Origin of the sequence: Promicromonospora sp. Marseille-Q5078 (assembly GCF_050315395.1) — a bacterium.
Taxonomy (GTDB): Bacteria; Actinomycetota; Actinomycetes; order Actinomycetales; family Cellulomonadaceae; genus Isoptericola.
This window is the reverse complement of record NZ_JBNPQG010000001.1, coordinates 3,832,167-3,850,121: the sequence shown is the minus strand read 5'-3', so window position 1 is coordinate 3,850,121 and position 17,955 is coordinate 3,832,167. Positions and strand designations below refer to the sequence as shown.

Genomic DNA, 17,955 nt, shown 5'->3' with positions numbered 1-17,955 from the left:
GCAGGGGAGTGACCGCCACCACCTGGGAGGTCGCTGTCATCGGAGGCGGCTGCGGGTTACGGTCGTCGGGACCTGTCCCGGAGCACGAAGGAGATCTCCTATGACCACCCGTACCGCACGCACCGCGTGGAACGGCGACATCCAGAAGGGCTCCGGCCGGGTGGAGCTCGCCAGCTCCGGCGTCGGGGCGTTCGACGTCTCCTTCCCGCGCCGTACGGCGGACGCCGCGGAGGGTGTCACCAGCCCGGAGGAGCTCATCGCGGCCGCGCACTCGTCGTGCTACGCGATGGCCTTCTCGCTCGAGGTCGCGAACGCCGGCGGCACGCCCGGCAAGACCGACGTGACCGCCGACGTCACGCTGACCCCGGCGGCGGGCGGCGGCCTCGAGATCTCGAAGATCAAGCTCACCGTGGTGGGCTCGGCGACCGGCATCGACGCCGCGGCCTACCGCGCCGCCGCGGAGGCCGCGAAGGCCGGCTGCCCGGTCTCCAAGGCGCTCGCGGGCGTCGGGGAGATCTCGCTCGACGTCACCTTCGAGGGCTGACGCCCCCACCTGGTTGACGCCGAGGGCCGCCGTCCACCCGGACGGCGGCCCTCGGCGTGCGCCTGGCGAGTTCGCGCCATGGCGCGGATCCGCCGTCCCCGGTCGTTGACCGGGTCGACGCGGCACCGGGAGCGTTCGGAGCACCCCTTCACACGAGGAGCTCCGATGAAACCGTCGTACCGCCGCGTGCCGGCCTCCGGGACCGTGCGCGCGAGGCGCGCCGCCGTCGTCCTGGCGGCCGCGGCACTCGCCGTCTCCGGCCTCACCCCGTCCGCCGCCACCGCGGCGGGGGACGAGGACGCGCTCGTCTCCCCGCAGGAGGCCGCGCAGAGCGTCCTCGAGGACCACGCCCCCGACGACCCGTACGCGACGGGCGACCCCGACGAGGGCTTCGTGCCGGTCGTCGAGGGCGACGACGCCGCGGCGCTCGACGCCAAGCTGGGCGACGCCGACCAGCAGCTCCTCAGCGAGGCGCAGGCGTCCGACGACGCCACCGTGACGGTGCTCCTCGCGGTGGACCCGGACCGGGCACCCGCCGTCGAGGACGCGGTCGAGGGCGCCGGCGGCGTCGTGGGGCGGTCCGACCGCGACCTCGGCTACGTGCGCGCCACCGTGCCGACGGACGACGTGCCGACCCTCGCCGGCCGCGGCGACGTCCTCGCGGTGGACCTCGACCGCGAGCTCCGCGTCCCCGACCCCACGCCGCTCGAGTCGGGCGACGACGGCGCCACCGCAGCGTCGGCCGCGACCGACGCCGACACCCCCGACGCGCCGTCCGCGGACACCCCCGCCGACAACCCGTACCTGCCGGTCGCCGAGACCGGCGCGGTCCGCTTCACGAACGCGCACCGGACGTGGGACGGCCGCGGCACCGTGATCGGCGTGCTGGACACGGGCGTCGACCTGTCGCACCCCGCGCTCCGGACCACCACCGACGGCAAGCCCAAGATTCTCGACTGGTTCACCGCGACCGACCCGATCGTCGACGGTGACGGGACGTGGAAGCAGCTGACGACCAAGGTCACGGGCCCCTCGTTCCGGTACGGCGGCATCCAGTACACGGCCCCCGAGGGCGCGTACACGATCGCAGCGATCAACGAGACGGCGTCGGCGGCGTCCGACGCGCGGGGCGACCTCAACCGCGACGGCGACACGTCCGACCGGTTCGCCCTGCTGTACGACCCCGCGACGCACGAGATCCGGGTGGACTCCGACGCGGACGGCGACCTCGTCGAGGAGACGGCGATGCTGCCGTACGGCGTCGACCGGCAGGTGGGGCAGCTCGGCACCGACGACCCGTCCACGGACGTCGTCGAGAGCATGCCGTTCACCGTCGACTACCGGGAGGACGTCGACCTGACCCCGCTGGGCGGCGTCAACGTCGGGAAGGTGGGCGACTTCGTCAACCTCGGCGTCGTCGCCGGTGAGCACGGCACGCACGTGGCCGGCATCGCGGCCGGCAACGGCCTGCTGGGCGGCGACATGCGGGGCGCCGCGCCGGGCGCGCAGATCGTCTCGGCCCGCGCCTGCACGTGGTCCGGCGGGTGCACGTCCGTCGCGCTCACCGAGGGCATGATCGACCTCGTCGTGGAGCACGACGTGGACGTCGTCAACGTCTCGATCGGCGGTCTCGTGCCGCTCAACGACGGCTCGAGCGCCATCGCCCGCCTGTACGACGAGCTGGTCGACACGTACGACGTCGACATCGTCGCCGCGGCCGGCAACGACGGCCCGGGGCTGAACACCGTCTCGCCGCCCTCCACGGGCGACGGCGTCATCAGCGTCGCGGCGTCCGTCAGCGACGACACCTGGTTCGCGGACTACGGGTCCCGCGTGCCCACGGATCTGGGCCTGTTCCCCTTCTCGGCGCGCGGCCCGTCGGAGGACGGCTCCCTCAAGCCGACGGTGAGCGCGCCCGGCGCCGCCGTCTCCACCGTCCCGACGTGGCTCGCGGGGGAGTCGGTGCCCGAGACCGGCTACGACCTGCCCGCGGGGTACGGGATGCTGAACGGCACCTCGATGGCGTCGCCGCAGGTGGCGGGCGACGTGGCGCTGCTGCGCTCCGCCGCGAGGGCGACCCGCCTCGACGTCAGCTCCGCGGGGCTGCGCAGCGCTGTCGTGGACAGCGCCGACCTCATCGACGGCGTCCAGGTGGCCGCCCAGGGCGCGGGCGTCGTCGACGTGCCGGGTGCGTGGCGCCGCATCGTCGTCGACGGCGTGCTCAAGCCGCAGCACGCCGACTACGAGGTCGCGGCGCCGGTGTGCACCGCGCTCTCCGGGGCGCTGGCGACGCCGGGCGTCGGCGCGGGCGTCCACGACCGCTGCCTGGCCGACGACGGCGGCCTCGCCCCCGGCGAGCGCACGACCTACGACGTCGAGGTCACGCGCACCTCGGGCGCGTCGAGGGCGCGCCTGCACCGGCTGACGCTGGTCGGCGACGACGGCACGTTCGACGTCCCCGCCCTGGTGCGCCTCGCCCGCGGTGACGCGACGACGCTCCGGGTGCAGGCCCACCCCCGCACCGCCGGGCTGCACTCCGCGCTGCTGCGGGTCGACGACCCGCTGACGCCCGGCGTCGACCACGTGGTGCCGCTGACGGTGGTCGCGGCCGACGTCGCCGCCGCCCCGGCGCGCGCCGTGACGGCGAAGGGACGGGTGCCGCGCGGCGGCGCCGAGTCCGTCTTCGTGGCCGTGCCCGAGGGCGTGCAGAACCTGCAGGTCTCGCTCGCCGGGGCCGACGGCGCGCCCGCGTCCGGCGTCCGGGTGCGGGCGTTCGACCCGGTGGGGATGCCGGTCGACGCGCCCACCGCCTGCTACACGGCGACCGACGCGTGCGACCCGGCGAACCACTCCTACGAGCGGCCGCGGGCCGGCGTCTGGGAGCTGGTCGTGGAGGGCTCGCGCGTGGCGTCGTCGCCCCAGCCGGGCTACCGCGTGCGGGCCGTCCTCGAGGGCGTCACGTTCGAGCCGGCCGAGGTCACTCTCGACGCGCTCGACGTGCAGACGCCGCAGCAGGTGGACCTCACGGCGACCAACGCCTGGGGCACCGTCGAGGCGCGGCCGGCGGCCGGTGCCCTCGGACGGACGGTGACCCTGCGCGGCGCGGTCGCCGACGGCGGCACGGTGCAGAACCGCGTCGACGTCCCGCGCGACGCGACGCTGCTCGACCTCACCGTCACCCCGCTCGCGGACGGCGCCGACGTCGACGTGCTGCTCGGGCACATCGCCACGGGCCGCGTCGTCGCCCGCGCGCAGGAGATCGGCCCGGGGGTGGAGCGGATCACGGTGCGCGACCCCGAGCCCGGCTCGTACGCGGTCGTCGTCTCCGGGACCTCCGTGCCCGCCGCCGGGGTGGAGTTCGACTACGTGGAGAAGCTGTTCTCCCCGTCGCTCGGCAGCCTGACGGTCGCCGACGGCGGCACCCACGAGCTGGCCCCCGGGGACACGCTCGACCTGGATGTCGACGTGACCGCCGTGGCGCACCCCTTCGGCTCGCGGGCCCTCGTGGGCTCGGTGCCGCTGGTCGACGCCGCGGGCGGGTTCGTCGGCAGCGCCGAGGTGCGGGTCGCGACCGTGCGGACCCCGCAGGCCGAGGTGCTCGGCACGGACCGTCCGTTCGTCGGCGCGGACATGAACTCGCACGGCGTCGTGGCCGGTGACGCGCAGATCTCGGCGGTGACCACCCCGGTCCTGTGGACGGCGGACGGCGGTCGCACGACCCTCGACGTCGGCCCGGACGGTCGGATGGGCTCCGCCTACGGCATCAACGAGGCGGGCGACGCCGCCGGTCAGGTGCTGCTCAGGGCCGGGGGTGTGACGGCGGTCCTGTGGCGGGCGGACGGCGCGCGCGTCGGCCTCGGGGTGCCGGAGGCCCGCGACTACGGCCAGACCTACGCGTACGACCTCAACGACGCGACGGACGCCCACGGCGTCCAGGTCGTCGGCACGTCCCTGCAGGACGTCGTGGAGGACGGGGCGACCCGCCGCCACTCCGACCCGTGGGTCTGGACCGACGGCGAGGGGTTCCGGATGCTGCCGCACCTCGGCGACGACCCGAGCGCGACGAAGGCGCTCGCGATCAACGACGCCGGGTACGTCGTCGGCACCTCGTTGGGCGACGACGGCATCCCGCACGCCGTGCGCTGGACGCCCGACGGCGAGGTCCAGGACCTCGGCGTGCTGCCGCGGATGTGGGACGCCGTCGCGCAGGGCATCAACGCGGCGGGCGACGTCGTCGGCCGGTCGGGCCACGACGCGTTCGTGTGGACCGCCGACGGCGGGATGCGCCGGCTGCCCGACCTCGGGTTCGACGGCACCGCGTACAAGATCACCGACGAGGGGCTGGTGCTGGGCAGCGCCCAGCCGACGCCGGACGACGTGACGCCGGTGGTGTGGGACGCGGACGGGAAGCTGTTCGACGTCGGGCGGATGGTCGACCAGCAGGTGATCTATCCGACCGACCCGTTCGCGATCAACGGCTCGACGGTGCTCGTGTACGGGTACATGGGATCCGGCGGCGGCGTCGCGCTCCTGGACCTGCCCGCGCTCCCCTGACAGGAGCGGCCCACGACCGGGCGAGGTCGTCCTCCCTGGAGGGCGACCTCGCCGTGTCCTGAACTACCTCGCGAGGATTCGAACTACCTCGCGGGGATCCGAACTACCTCGCGGGAGGTCAGCGGGCGGCCAGCGCGCGGCCGGCGGCGACGGCGTCCTGCTCGGCCTGCTTGGCCATGACGGCGGCGACGTCGGTGAACTCGTCGAGGGCGGGGTTGACGCCGACCAGCGTGAACTCGCGCTCGACGACGGTGAGGTCCGCCCGCCACAGGTCCTCGAGGATGCGGCGCAGGTAGTCGGTGTTGTGGTCCCAGCCGGCGCGCGGGCTGCCCTCGCCGTAGGAGCCGCCGCGCGTGGTGACGAGCACGGTGGGCTTGCCCTCGAGCACGGGGACCCCGGCGCCCGCCCCGGTGGTGACGAGGTCGATCCAGGCCTTGGCGTGCTGCGAGACGCCGTAGTTGTACAGCGGCATGGCGAGGACGAGGGCGTCCGCGGCGCGGACCTCGTCGGCCAGGGCGGCGGCGAGGTCGAGGGCGGCGCGCTGCTCGGCGGTGCGCTCCTGCTCGGCGACGAAGCCGGCCGTGGTCGCCTGCGCCCAGGCGTCGGCGGGCAGCGGGTCCTGGCCCAGGTGCCGGGTGACGACGGCCGTGCCGGGTCGGGCGGCGGTGAGCTCGGCGACTACCGTGTCCGCGAGGGCGGAGCTGGCCGAGCGGTCGCCCTGGATGCTGGCGTCGAGGCGAAGAAGCGTCATGGGGTGGTCCCTCCGTTGCGCGGCCGCCGCGCGTCGGACGGCCTGTCTTGAATGTTCAAGTTGAACCTACGCCGAGATGCCTTGAATGTTCAAGTCGGCCTACGATGGGGTATGCCGTCCGCACAGACCGAGGCCCCTGCGTGGCTCACCGAGGACCAGCAGCAGAGCTGGATGGCCGTGGCCGGGATGCTCATGACCCTGCCGGCCGCGCTCGACGCCCAGCTCCGCGCCGACTCCCGGCTCAACCTGTTCGAGTACCACGTGCTCGTCGCCCTCGCCGACGCCCCCGGGCGCACGGTGGGCATGTCCGACCTGGCCGCCCTGGCGAACGGGTCGCTGTCCCGCCTGTCGCACGCCGTCGGCCGCCTCGAGCGGGACGGTCTCGTCGAGCGCAGCGCCTGCTCGGACGGGCGGCGGCGCATGGAGGCGCGCCTCACGGACGCCGGGCTGGCGAGGCTCGAGGCCGCGGCGCCCGGTCACGTCGCCGAGGTGCGCCGCCTGGTGATCGACGTGCTGGGGCCCGATCAGCTCGAGTCGTTCGGCGCGGTGGCGCGGTCCGTGATGGCCGCGATCGACCCGACGACGGCCTGCGCGGAGGCGGGGCGGGGCTCAGCCCAGCAGGGGCGGTGAGCCGGCGCCGGCGCCGGCGATGACGCCCTCGACCGTCTCGCGCAGCACGTCGCGCTGGTCGTGCGTGGGCGCCCAGTGCAGCAGCTCGCGGGCGTGCGACGCGTCGAGGACGACGTCGGCGCGCGCCATGTCGTACCAGCCCACGTCGATCGGGGCGAGGCGCAGGCGGGAGGCGATCGACAGGCCCGTCCGGGCCATGTCGGGGGAGACGGCCACCGAGCGGCCGCCCGCGAGAATCTCGGCGAGGTCGTCGGAGGTGAGCCAGCCGTCGGGGGCGAGGTTGAAGGCCCCCGGGTGCCGGCCGACGACGACGGCGCGGTAGGCCTCGGCGGCGTCGTCGGTGTGCATCACCTGCAGGCGCAGCCCCTCGAGCGCGGGCACGGCGGGCAGCAGCGCGCCCTCGGGCGCCCGCTTGGCGGCGAGGCGCAGGGCGCGGGTACCGAGCGGCCCGAGGAAGTAGCGCCCGAGCTCGGCGCCGGCCTCGCGCTGCAGCATGAGCGCCGGGCGCACGCGGGTCACGACGAGCCGCGGGTGCGCCTCGGCGAGGTCGTCGAGCATGCGCTCGACGGCGGCCTTCTGCACCGCGTACGAGGAGGTGGGCACGCCGCGCCGGGGCCAGCCCTCCCGCACGGGGGTGCCGTCCGCGGGGCCGGGGGAGTAGACGCCGGAGGTGGACCCGAGCACGAGGTGCGGCACGCCGCCGCGCACCACGGCGTCGGCGACGGCGCGTGAGCCGTCGAGGTTGAGGCGGCGGGCCTGCGCGGAGTTGCGCGCGGACGGCGGCGCCCACGCGAGGTGGATGACGGCGTCCGCGCCGAGGAACGCCTTGTCGAGCCCGCGGACGACGGCGTCGGCGGTGTCGGTGAGGTCGACGCGGACCCACTCGGCGGCGTCGTGGGGGAAGGACACGGTGCTGCTGCCGTCGGCGCGCGGCACGCGCCGGGCGACCCCGACGACCGAGGTGACGGCGGGCTCGCGCACCAACGCACGCAGCACGGCCGTCCCGACGTTCCCGCTGGCTCCCACGACGACGACGCGCACGGTCCGACCGTAGCCGGGCCGGCGCCGGGGCGCGCGTGCAGCACGAGCCGTGTATTGGGCACACGCTGTGTATAGCCAACACGATGTGTATGCCCTACGCTCGTGTATGGCATACACGACCGACCAGAGGGGAACGGCCATGAACGACCCGATGATCGCGGTGCGGGGGCTGCACAAGTCCTACGGGCGCACCGACGTCCTGCGCGGCGTCGACCTCGCCGTCCGGCGCGGGGAGATCTTCGCGCTGCTCGGCCCGAACGGCGCCGGCAAGACCACCACCGTCAACATCCTCACCACGCTCGTCCGCCCCGACGGCGGTACCGCGACGATCGCGGGTGCCGACGTCGTCAAGGACCCCGCCGCCGTGCGGCGCAGCATCGCGCTGACCGGCCAGTACGCGTCGGTCGACGAGTTCCAGACCGGCGAGGAGAACCTCGTCATGATGGCCGACCTCGCGCACCTGCCGCGGCGGACCGTGCGTCGCCGCGCCCAGGAGCTCCTGGAGCGCTTCGACCTCACCGACGCCGCCCGCCGGCGGGTCGGCACCTACTCCGGGGGCATGCGCCGCCGGCTCGACCTGGCCATCAGCCTGGTGTCCGACCCGGACGTGCTGGTGCTCGACGAGCCCACCACCGGCCTCGACCCGGCGTCCCGCTCCCAGCTGTGGGAGGTGGTGCGCGGGCTGGCGGCCGACGGCACCACGATCCTCCTCACCACCCAGTACCTCGAAGAGGCCGACCGGTTGGCCGACACGATCGCCGTCCTCGCCGAGGGCCGGATCGCCGCGCGGGGCACGGCCGAGGAGCTCAAGGCGCTCGTCGCGGGCGACCACGTGCGCGTCGCCTTCGACGACGCGTCCGCCCTCGCCGCGGCGCGGGGGCTCGGCGTGGCCGGACTCGAGGAGGCGGAGGAGGACGCGAAGGCGCTCGCCCTGACCTTCCCGAGCTCCGAGCCCGTCCGCGCGATCCGCGACGTGCTGGACCGGGCGGAGTCCCGCGGCCTCGCCGTCGCCGGCGTGAGCGTGGTCAAGCCGACGCTCGACGACGTCTTCCTCGCGCTGACCGGAGGCCGCCCCGCCGGCGCCACCACCGACACCACGACCGACGGCGCGGCCGCGAGCCCCGCCACCGAGGAGGCCCTGCGATGACCACCACCCTGGCCCCGGCCGCGCCGACCGCGCCCCCGTCCCGCACCCGGTCCGCCCACCGCGCGCCCCTGCGCGACGTCGCCACCATGACGCGCCGCGAGGCGCGCCGCACGCTGCGCTCCGTCGACGGGCTCATCACCGCGTTCGCGCTGCCGGTCCTGATCATGACGGTGTTCGTCGTCATCTTCGGCGGTGCGATCTCCGGTGGCACGGGCGGCGACTACATCGACTACGTGGTGCCGGGCGTGCTCATCATGTGCCTCGGCATGAACTCCGCCACGGCGGCCGTCGGCGTGGCCCAGGACATGACGACCGGCACGATCGACCGCTTCAAGACCCTGCCGATCTTCGGGCCCTCCGCGCTGTGGGGCCACGTCATCGCGAGCGTCGTGCGCAACCTCGCCTCCGCGGCGGTGGTGCTGCTCGTGGCCCTCGCGTACGGGTTCGGTCCCGGCGCCGCGCTCGGCGACTGGCTGGGCTTCGTCGCGTTCGCCGTGCTCGCCGTGCTGGCGTTCACCTGGCTCAGCGTCGCGTTCGGGCTGGTGCTCAGCGTCGAGGCGTCGATGTCGGTGAACATGATCTTCCTGTTCGTGCCGTACCTGAGCTCCGGCTTCGTCCCGGTCGAGACCATGCCCGACTGGCTGCACGGCTTCGCCGAGCACCAGCCGTTCACGCCGATCATCGAGTCCGTCCGCGGCCTGCTCATGGGCGCGCCCGACGGCGGCACGATCCTCACGGCGTGCCTCTGGCTGGTCGGCTTCCTCGCGGCGAGCATCGTCGCGGGCGGCGTCCTGTACCGCCGTCGGACGGCCCGCTGAGCGGTGGCGCACCGGTCGAGCCGGTCGAGCCTGTCGAGACCCGCGAGCGGTCCCGACAGGCTCGACCGGCGCGCGAGGTCGGGGATGATGAACCCATGACGGACACGCCGGAGACGGACCTGCCCGAGACGGACCCGCAAGGGGCGGACGTGCCCGAGCTCCCGCCGCGGCTCGCGCTCGCGTGGGGCGTGGCCGAGCGTCCGGAGCGGGTGGCGCGCCGCGAGCTGAGCATCGAGCGCATCGTCGAGGCCGCCGTCGAGATCGCGGACGCCGAGGGCCTGGCCGGGGTCTCCATGGCCCGCGTGGCCAAGAGCCTCGGCTTCACCACGATGTCGCTGTACCGGTACGTCACCAGCAAGGACGACCTGCTGCTGCTCATGCAGGAGGTCGCGCTCGACCTGGAGTTCCCGCCGGCGCACGACCCGGCCGACTGGCGCGCCGAGCTGCGCGAGTGGGCCCTGTTCACGTTCGAGCTCTTCCGCCGGCACCCGTGGGTGCTCGACGTCCCCGTCACGGGCGCGCCGATCACCCCCGCGAGCCTGCGCGCGCTCGACGCCGGGCTGCGCGCCCTGCGCTCCACGTCCCTCGACGACGGCGAGAAGATCGCGACCATCCTGCTGCTCAACGGCTACGTCCGGAACACGGCGGGGCTGGACCGCGACCTGCAGCGGGCCAACACCGCCGGCACGGACGCAGCCGCCGAGGTGGGGCCGGGGCTCGCCGACGCGCTGCGGGTGCTCGTCGACGAGGTCCGCTTCCCGCACCTGCGCCCGCTCGTGGAACGCGGCGCCTACGCCGCTGCCGGGACGAGCGGGTTCGACGACGAGGACGACGTCGGTTGGGGGCTCGAGCGCACCCTGGACGGCGTCGCGGCCTACGTCGTCGCGCGTGAGGCGGCGGGCGGGGCCGATGCCGGGACACGGCCCGGGAGCGCGCCCGAGGACGAGGGGGTCGCCGAGGCGCTCGCCCTCGCACAGCGCTACACGTCCGACGCGAAGGTCAAGAAGGCCGCCGCGAGGCGCAAGGACGTGGAGCGCCGGCTGCGCGAGGAGCAGAAGAAGGTCCGGGAGCAGGAGAAGGCGCTCCGCGAGGCGCGCAAGGCGGAGGCCGAGGCGGTGCGCGCCGCCCGGGAGCGGGCCGAGCGCGCCAGGTGAGGTCGTCGGGACCCGCTGGTTGAGCCTGTCGAAGCCGCTCGTTGGTTGAGCTTGTCGAAACCACCGGCAGGGTCTCGACAGGCTCGACCACCGGCAGGGTCTCGACAGGCTCGACCAGCGGGTGGGTCTCGACAGGCTCGAGCGGGCTCGGGTCGGGGCCGACGGCGTGGACGCGTCGGCGCCCGGCGGGCACCGATGGCAGAATCGGCGCGTGCCAGCCCAGACCCGGAACTCCCCGACCCCGGACGGCGGCGCGGACGTCGCGCCCACCCGCGACGAGGTGGAGAGCGCGGCCCGGCGGGCGGCCGACGAGGCCCGCGAGGCCGTCGTGTCCGCGCTGCGGACGGTCGTCGCCGGCGACGTCGACGCGAGCCTCCGCCGTCGCGCGGAGTACTCCACGGACGCGTCGAACTACCGCGTCGTGCCGGACGTCGTCGCCTTCCCGCGCAGCACGCGCGACGTGGTGCGTGGCCTCGAGGTGCTGCGCGAGCTGTCGGTCCCGGTGACCGCCCGCGGCGCCGGGACGTCGGTCGCGGGCAACGCGGTGGGCACGGGCGTGGTGCTCGACTTCTCCCGGCACCTGGACCACGTGGTCTCGGTGGACCCGGAGGCGGGCACGGCGGTCGTCGAGCCCGGCACGATCATGTCGTCGCTGCAGCGTGCGGGCGCGGCCCACGGCCTGCGGTTCGGCCCCGACCCGTCCACGCAGAACCGCGCGACCCTCGGCGGGATGATCGGCAACAACGCGTGCGGGCCGCACGCCGTCGCCTACGGCCGCACGGCCGACAACGTGCTGGAGCTCGACGTCGTCGACGGGCGCGGGCGGCGCTTCACCGCGGGGCGGGGCGACGCGACGTTCGCCCAGGTGCCGGGGCTGGCGGAGCTGGTGCGCGAGAACCTCGCGCTCATCCGCACGCAGTTCGGCCGGTTCGGCCGGCAGGTCTCGGGGTACTCCCTGGAGCACCTGCTGCCGGAGAACGGCTCCGATCTCGCCAAGGCGCTGGTCGGCACGGAGGGCACGCTGGTCACGGTGCTCGGCGCCACCCTGCGGATGGTGCCGGTGCCGACGGCGCCGACGCTGGTGGTGCTCGGGTACCCCGACATGCCGTCGGCCGCCGACGACGTGCCGCACCTGCTGGGCCATCACCCGCTGGCGGTCGAGGGCCTCGACGCGCGCCTGGTCGATGTCGTGCGCCGCGCCAAGGGCGAGTCGTCCGTGCCGGCCCTGCCCGAGGGCGCGGGCTGGCTCATGATCGAGGTCGGCGGCGCGAGCCAGGAGGAGGCGAGCGCGCGGGCCGCGGCCGTCGTCACGTCGTCGTCCGCCCTGTCGTCGCTGGTGCTGCCCGCCGGCCCGGACGCCACCAAGATGTGGCAGATCCGCGCCGACGGCGCCGGGCTCGCGGGCCGTACCCCCGCGGGGGAGCAGGCGTGGCCGGGCTGGGAGGACTCCGCCGTCCCGCCCGAGCGTTTGGGCGCGTACCTGCGGGACCTCGAGGACCTCATGAAGCGGTACGGCGTCGACGGCCTGCCGTACGGGCACTTCGGCGACGGGTGCGTGCACCTGCGCATCGACATCCCGCTGGAGACCTCCGGGTCCGTGCTGCGCACGTTCATGAACGACGCGGCGCGCCTGGTGGCGTACCACGGCGGCTCGCTCTCGGGCGAGCACGGCGACGGCCGCGCGCGCTCCGAGCTGCTGCCCCTGATGTACTCGCCGGAGGCGATCCGGCTCATGGAGCGGTTCAAGGCGCTCTTCGACCCGGACGACCTGCTCAACCCGGGCGTCGTGGTCCGCCCCGCGGCGGTCGACGCCGACCTCCGGCGGCCGGCGGCCCGCGCGGTCCCGACGGACACCGCGCCGGGGGAGCGCGGGTTCGCGGGTCTCGGCCCGCTGCGGGGGATCTCGAAGAAGACCGGCCACGCCGGCTTCTCCTTCTCCCACGACCACCACGACCTCACGACGGCGGTGCACCGCTGCGTCGGCGTGGGCAAGTGCCGGGCCGACAACCATGCCTCGGGCGGGTTCATGTGCCCCAGCTACCAGGCGACGAAGGACGAGAAGGACGTCACCCGCGGGCGGGCGCGCGTGCTGCAGGAGGCCGTCAACGGCACGCTGGTCGGGGGGCTCACCGCGCCGGAGGTGCGCGAGTCGCTCGACCTGTGCCTGAGCTGCAAGGCGTGCTCGTCCGACTGTCCGGCCGGCGTCGACATGGCGCAGTACAAGTCCGAGGTGCTGCACCGTACGTACAAGGGCAGGCTGCGCCCCGTCGACCACTACGCCCTCGGCTGGCTGCCGCGGTGGGCACGCCTCGCCGGCGGGATGCCGCGGTTCGTCAACGGGCTGCTGGGCGTGCCGTGGATCGCGAAGGCCGTGCTGTGGGCGGGCGGCATGGACACGCGCCGGAAGGTCCCCCAGTTCGCCGAGATCCCGTTCCGCACCTGGTGGAAGCGCGGCTGGGCGTCGCACGGCGTGCCCGGCCTGGGCGCCGGCCAGAAGCCCGGCGACCGGCCGGAGCCGGGGGCGCGGCCCAAGGTCGTGCTCTGGGCGGACTCGTTCAGCGACGCCCTCGCCCCCTCCGTGCCCCAGGCCGCCGTGAAGGTGCTCACCGACGCCGGGTACGACGTCGTCGTGCCCGATCAGCAGGCCTGCTGCGGCCTCACATGGATCTCGACCGGCCAGCTCGACGGCGCCCGGCGGCGGCTGTCGTCGCTGCTGTCCGTGCTCGGGCCGTACGCGGTGAACGGCATCCCGATCCTCGGGCTGGAGCCGTCGTGCACGGCGGTGCTGCGCTCCGACCTGCTCGACCTCTTCCCCGACGACCCGCGCGCGCAGGCGGTCGCGGACGCCACCCGCACGCTCGCGGAGCTGCTCACCTCGCCCGACACCGCGCCCGGAGCGGACTGGCAGGTGCCCGACCTGTCGGACGTCACCGCGGTCGTGCAGCCGCACTGCCACCAGCACTCCGTGATGGGCTTCTCCGCCGACGAGGCGCTGCTGCGCGCCGCGGGCGCCGAGATCACCGTGCTCGCCGGCTGCTGCGGGCTCGCCGGCAACTTCGGCATGCAGAAGGGGCACTACGACGTGTCCGTCGCGGTGGCCGAGAATGCGCTGCTGCCCGCCCTGCGCGATCGCGCCGAGGGCGCCGAGTTCATCGCCGACGGCTTCTCCTGCCGCACGCAGGCGGTGCAGCTCGAGGGCGTGGAGGGCAAGGCGCTCGTGGAGGTCATCGCCGAGCGCCTCTGACCCGTCGTCCGTCGGTCGAGCCTGTCGAGACCATGCCGAGGTGTCGACAGGCTCGCCTCTGACCCGTCGGTCGAGCCTGTCGAGACCACGCCGAGGTGTCGACAGGCTCGCCTCTGACCCGTCGGTCGAGCCTGTCGAGACCACGCCGAGGTGTCGACAGGCTCAATCAGCAGCGGTGGGGCGCCGCACGATGGCGAGGACGCCGGAGCGCGCGGGCTCGGGCAGCTCGGGGACCAGCACCACGAGCGACTCGACCAGCAGCCGCTCGAGCTCGGCGCGCGTGACGCCGCTGCCGCCGAGCCAGGCGGCGGCGACGTTCTCGACGAGGGCCACCCAGCCTTGCGCGAGCAGTTGCAGGCGCCCGCTGGGCCTGAAGCCGATGACGCCCGCGGTCGTCGTCATGCGCCCGACGAGCGCCGAGCGCACGCGCCGCAGCGCGTCCTCGGTGACCTCGTCGTCGGCGAGCGTGCCGCGCCAGATGTCCTCCCAGACGCGCCGGTGCGCGGTGACCGACCCCAGGAACAGGGACATCGCGTGCGCCGGCCGCTCGGCGAGGGGACGATCGTCGGGTGCCAGCAGGGTCTGCTCCAGGTCGGACACGGCCTCGAGCGCGACCGCACGCCGCAGCGCCGCGGTGGACCCGAAGTAGTGGAAGACCAGCGCCTTGGACGCCCCCGCGCGGGCGGCGGCCGACGCGGGGGTCAGCGCGTCCAGGCCGCCGTCCTCGGCCTCGGCGATCGCCGAGTCCAGCAGCTGGCGGCGCCGGTCGGAGGGCTCGTGCCGCGTCCGGGCACGCGGGGAGGCGGGGGTCATGGCCTCAGTTGTACGGCGTTATTGACCAGCAGTCAACACCGGTCGTACAGTTGTTGATCGCAGGTCAACAGTGAGTCCGGGGGGCGGGGAGCAGGGTGCAGATCACGCTGAGCGAGGTGCGGGTCGAGGGGCGTCGGGAGCCGATGCTGGAGGCCACCGACCTCGCCTGGTCGACGGGGGAGTGCCTGCTCGTCGCGGGCGAGCCCGGGCACGGGCACACCGCCCTCGCGCTCGTCGCGACCGGGCGGTTCGCCCCGTCGGACGGCACTGTGCGGCTCGACGGTGCCGCCGTCCCGCCCTCCGCGCTGCGCGCCCGCACCGCGGTCGTCGACGTGCCCGGCATCAGCGAGCCCGACGACGCGCTCACCCTGTCCGACGTCGTCGCCGAGGGGCTCGCGCTCGCCGGACGGCGGTCGCTGCCGCGCGACGTCACGCGCTGGCTCGAGGAGCACGCGCTCGCCGACGACCGCGGGCGGCGGGTGGACCAGCTGCCGGGCGTCGTGCGCACCGCCGTGCTCGCGGCGCTCGCCGCCGAGAACCCTGACGTGCGGTTCGTCGTGCTGACGCTGCCGGACCGGCACGGGGGCGAGCCGTCCGGCTGGTGGGAGACGGCGCGCACGCTCGCCGCGTCCGGGCTCGGCGTCATGGTGCAGTGCACGCGGTCGTCCGCGCGCGAGCTCGGCGCCGACCTGCCCCCCGCGCGCGGGCAGAGCATGCACGAGCCGCCGCAGGTCGTGCTGCGCGAGGTGCCGGTCCTCACGGAAGAGCCTGCCCCGGCGGTCGAGCCTGCCCCAGCGGTCGAGCCTGCCCCGGCGGTCGAGCCTGTCGAGACCCCGGACGAGGTTTCGACGGGCTCAACCAGCGAGGGCGAGGTGTCGACGGGCTCAACCAGCGAGGGCGAGGTGTCGACGGGCTCGACCAGCGGGGTCGAGGTGTCGACGGGCTCGACCAGCGAGGTCGAGGACGAGCTGGAGCCGTCCCCCGACCCGGACCCGCGCGCGGAGGAGGACGTCGACCCCGCCCCGCAGCCCACCGACACCCACGAGACGCAGGAGGAGGCCCGATGACCGCGGTGCGGCTCGCCCTGTCCGAGCTGCGCCGGCTCGCCGCCGGGCGGCTCCCGAAGCTCGCCGTCCTCGCGATGGCGCTGATCCCGACGCTGTACGCGGGCCTGTACCTGTTCGCCAACCACGACCCGTACGGGCAGCTCGAGCAGGTGCCGGCCGCCGTCGTCGTGCAGGACGAGGGCACCACGACGACCGACGCCGAGACGGGCGAGAAGACGGAGCGACAGTTCGGCCGGGACGTCGCGGACCAGCTGCTCGACGACGGCGGGTTCGGCTGGGTGGAGACCACGCAGGTCGACGCCGAGGCGGGCGTGCGGTCCGGCCGCTACGACGCCGCGCTCGTCATCGGGCCCACGTTCTCCGCCGACCTCGCGTCGGCGGGCGAGTTCGAGCCGGAGCAGGCGAGCCTCACGCTCATCACCAACGACGCGAACAACTACCTCGCGGGCACCATCTCGGACCAGATCGTGGGGAAGGTGCGCGACTCCGTCGCGGAGGAGGTCGGCACGGAGGCCGCGGACACGTTCCTGCGGGGCTTCGCGTCGATCCACACCAACCTCGCGGACGCGGTCGACGGCGCGAAGCAGCTCCTGGACGGCGCGACGACGCTCGACGACGGCCTCGCCGACGCGGACGACGGCGCGCACACCCTCGCCGACGGCGCGGCGCAGGCGGCCGACGGCGCCGCGACCCTGGACGGCAAGGTCGGGACGCTCGCGGACGCCGTGGGGCAGCTCGACGACGGCGCGGGGCAGCTCGCGACCGGCCTCGGGCAGCTGCAGGACAACACCGCGGACCTGCCCGCGCAGGCCAAGAAGCTGTCCGACGGCGCGGCCCAGGTGGCCGACGGCAACGCGCAGGTGGCGCAGTACGGCCAGGAGGCGGCTGACGCCGCCGGGCAGGTGCTGCCGACCCTCGACGCCGCGCGCTCCGACGCCGCGGACGCCCTCGACCAGGGGCGGACGGACCTCGACCAGCAGCTGTCCGACCTGTGTGCCGCGGTCCCGGACGACGGCTCCGAGGGCGCCGACCTCGCGGCGCAGTGCGCGCAGCTGCGGTCGGACGTCCTGGACCGCCTCGACACGACGCGTGAGGACGTCGACGGCGCCCTCGACGCGCAGCGTACGGACGTCAAGGACGCGGTGACGAAGGTCGAGGGCGCGTCCGGGAAGCTCGACGAGCTCGCCGACGGCTCCCGGCAGGTGGCCGACGGCGCCGCCACCCTGTCGGGCGCGACCCCGCAGCTCACCGCGGGGATCGCGTCCGCGGCGGACGGCGCGGACCGGCTCGCGGACGGCACCGGACAGCTCGCCGACGCCACCCCCGCGCTGGTCGACGGCGTGCACCGGCTGGCCGACGGCACCGGGCAGGTGTCCGACGGCGCCGCCGACCTCGCCGCCGGCACGACGAATCTCGCGGACGGCTCCGGGGAGCTGAAGGACGGCGTCGCCGACCTGCGCGACGGGCTCGCGCAGGGCCTCGGGCAGGTGCCCGACCTCGACGACCAGACGCGCGAGGACACGGCGTCGACCATCGGCAACCCGCTGGAGGTGCGCAACGACGCCCTGTCGTCGGCGGGCACGTACGGCGGCGGGCTCGCACCGTTCTTCCTGTCGCTGGCCACGTGGATCGGCGCGTACGTGCTGTTCCTGCTGGTGCGGCCGCTGTCCACCCGGGCGCTCGCCGCGGGCCGGTCGGCGCTCGCGACGGCGCTGGGCGGCTGGGCGACGCCCGCCGCGATCGGCGTGCTGCAGGTGGCGGCGATGTTCGCGGTGACCAAGTTCGCGCTGGACATCCAGCCGTCGTACGGGCTCTTCACCGCGCTGTTCCTGGTGCTGGTCTCCGCCACCTTCGTCGCGGTGCTGCAGGCGCTCAACGTGTGGCTGGGCGCGGCGGGGCAGTTCCTGGGGCTGGTGCTCATGCTGGTGCAGCTGGTCACCGCGGGCGGCACGTTCCCGTGGCAGACCATCCCGCAGCCGCTCAAGGCGATGCACCAGTTCATGCCGATGACGTACGCCGTCGAGGGGCTGCGCCAGCTCCTGTACGGCGGCAACCTCGCGACCGTCACGCGCGACGTCACCGTGCTGCTCGGCGTCCTCGTCGTCGCGCTGGGCCTGACGACGCTGGCCGCCCGCCGCCAGCGCGTGTGGACGGTGACCAAGCTGCAGCCCGAGCTCGTCCTCTGACCCTGC

General features: G+C 74.9%; 12 protein-coding genes. 9 read left to right on the top strand and 3 right to left on the bottom strand.

The window, feature by feature from the left end:
* Positions 1-100: 100 nt before the first annotated feature.
* A complete protein-coding gene (locus ACQFYA_RS17685; RefSeq protein ID WP_499126339.1) occupies positions 101-544 on the top strand; it encodes an OsmC family peroxiredoxin in 444 nt (147 codons plus the stop codon).
* A 165-nt stretch (positions 545-709) separates the two neighbouring features.
* Positions 710-5,098, top strand: coding sequence for a S8 family serine peptidase (locus ACQFYA_RS17680; protein WP_499126338.1), 4,389 nt, complete (start codon positions 710-712; stop codon positions 5,096-5,098).
* 118 nt (positions 5,099-5,216) lie between these two features.
* On the opposite strand, the gene ACQFYA_RS17675 is transcribed toward ACQFYA_RS17680, so the two are convergent.
* Positions 5,217-5,849 carry an FMN-dependent NADH-azoreductase gene (locus ACQFYA_RS17675; protein WP_499126336.1) on the bottom strand — a complete coding sequence of 211 codons (633 nt, stop codon included), beginning with the start codon at positions 5,847-5,849 and terminating at the stop codon, positions 5,217-5,219.
* Positions 5,850-5,960: 111 nt separating this feature from the next.
* On the opposite strand from ACQFYA_RS17675, the gene ACQFYA_RS17670 reads away from it, so the two are divergent.
* Positions 5,961-6,479 (top strand): MarR family winged helix-turn-helix transcriptional regulator, encoded by a 519-nt coding sequence (locus ACQFYA_RS17670; RefSeq protein ID WP_499126335.1) that lies wholly within the window; start codon positions 5,961-5,963, stop codon positions 6,477-6,479.
* Here ACQFYA_RS17670 and ACQFYA_RS17665 read toward each other — a convergent pair.
* Positions 6,459-7,520: an NAD-dependent epimerase/dehydratase family protein gene (locus tag ACQFYA_RS17665; RefSeq protein ID WP_499126334.1), complete on the bottom strand. Its 1,062-nt coding sequence runs from the start codon at positions 7,518-7,520 to the stop codon at positions 6,459-6,461. The two genes, ACQFYA_RS17670 and ACQFYA_RS17665, sit on opposite strands and share 21 nt — an antisense overlap.
* 139 nt (positions 7,521-7,659) lie before the next feature.
* On the opposite strand from ACQFYA_RS17665, the gene ACQFYA_RS17660 reads away from it, so the two are divergent.
* The 4 genes from ACQFYA_RS17660 to ACQFYA_RS17645 all read left to right on the top strand — a co-directional run bounded on the left by ACQFYA_RS17660 (position 7,660) and on the right by ACQFYA_RS17645 (position 13,883).
* Positions 7,660-8,667: an ATP-binding cassette domain-containing protein gene (locus ACQFYA_RS17660; RefSeq protein WP_499126333.1), complete on the top strand. Its 1,008-nt coding sequence runs from the start codon at positions 7,660-7,662 to the stop codon at positions 8,665-8,667.
* Positions 8,664-9,485, top strand: coding sequence for an ABC transporter permease (locus ACQFYA_RS17655; RefSeq protein ID WP_499126331.1), 822 nt, complete (start codon positions 8,664-8,666; stop codon positions 9,483-9,485). The genes ACQFYA_RS17660 and ACQFYA_RS17655 overlap by 4 nt, the downstream gene beginning before the upstream one ends.
* 95 nt (positions 9,486-9,580) lie before the next feature.
* Positions 9,581-10,639 carry a TetR/AcrR family transcriptional regulator gene (locus tag ACQFYA_RS17650; RefSeq protein WP_499126330.1) on the top strand — a complete coding sequence of 353 codons (1,059 nt, stop codon included), beginning with the start codon at positions 9,581-9,583 and terminating at the stop codon, positions 10,637-10,639.
* 280 nt (positions 10,640-10,919) lie between these two features.
* Positions 10,920-13,883 (top strand): FAD-binding and (Fe-S)-binding domain-containing protein, encoded by a 2,964-nt coding sequence (locus ACQFYA_RS17645; protein ID WP_499127597.1) that lies wholly within the window; start codon positions 10,920-10,922, stop codon positions 13,881-13,883.
* Between the two features lie 162 nt (positions 13,884-14,045).
* Here ACQFYA_RS17645 and ACQFYA_RS17640 read toward each other — a convergent pair whose 3' ends face one another.
* A complete protein-coding gene (locus tag ACQFYA_RS17640; protein WP_499126328.1) occupies positions 14,046-14,696 on the bottom strand; it encodes a TetR family transcriptional regulator in 651 nt (216 codons plus the stop codon).
* Positions 14,697-14,791: 95 nt separating this feature from the next.
* Here ACQFYA_RS17640 and ACQFYA_RS17635 point away from each other — a divergent pair, with 95 nt between their 5' ends.
* Positions 14,792-15,763 (top strand): hypothetical protein, encoded by a 972-nt coding sequence (locus tag ACQFYA_RS17635; protein ID WP_499126326.1) that lies wholly within the window; start codon positions 14,792-14,794, stop codon positions 15,761-15,763.
* Positions 15,760-17,949: a YhgE/Pip family protein gene (locus ACQFYA_RS17630; protein WP_499126324.1), complete on the top strand. Its 2,190-nt coding sequence runs from the start codon at positions 15,760-15,762 to the stop codon at positions 17,947-17,949. The genes ACQFYA_RS17635 and ACQFYA_RS17630 overlap by 4 nt, the downstream gene beginning before the upstream one ends.
* The last annotated feature ends 6 nt before the right edge of the window (positions 17,950-17,955 follow it).

Bases quoted from the DNA above. Each gene is read 5' to 3' on its own strand.
- ACQFYA_RS17685 (WP_499126339.1), top strand. From the start codon at position 101: ATGACCACCCGTACCGCACGCACCGCGTGGAACGGCGACATCCAGAAG.
- ACQFYA_RS17680 (WP_499126338.1), top strand. From the start codon at position 710: ATGAAACCGTCGTACCGCCGCGTGCCGGCCTCCGGGACCGTGCGCGCG.
- ACQFYA_RS17675 (WP_499126336.1), bottom strand. From the start codon at position 5,849: ATGACGCTTCTTCGCCTCGACGCCAGCATCCAGGGCGACCGCTCGGCC.
- ACQFYA_RS17670 (WP_499126335.1), top strand. From the start codon at position 5,961: ATGCCGTCCGCACAGACCGAGGCCCCTGCGTGGCTCACCGAGGACCAG.
- ACQFYA_RS17660 (WP_499126333.1), top strand. From the start codon at position 7,660: ATGAACGACCCGATGATCGCGGTGCGGGGGCTGCACAAGTCCTACGGG.
- ACQFYA_RS17655 (WP_499126331.1), top strand. From the start codon at position 8,664: ATGACCACCACCCTGGCCCCGGCCGCGCCGACCGCGCCCCCGTCCCGC.
- ACQFYA_RS17650 (WP_499126330.1), top strand. From the start codon at position 9,581: ATGACGGACACGCCGGAGACGGACCTGCCCGAGACGGACCCGCAAGGG.
- ACQFYA_RS17640 (WP_499126328.1), bottom strand. From the start codon at position 14,696: ATGACCCCCGCCTCCCCGCGTGCCCGGACGCGGCACGAGCCCTCCGAC.
- ACQFYA_RS17630 (WP_499126324.1), top strand. From the start codon at position 15,760: ATGACCGCGGTGCGGCTCGCCCTGTCCGAGCTGCGCCGGCTCGCCGCC.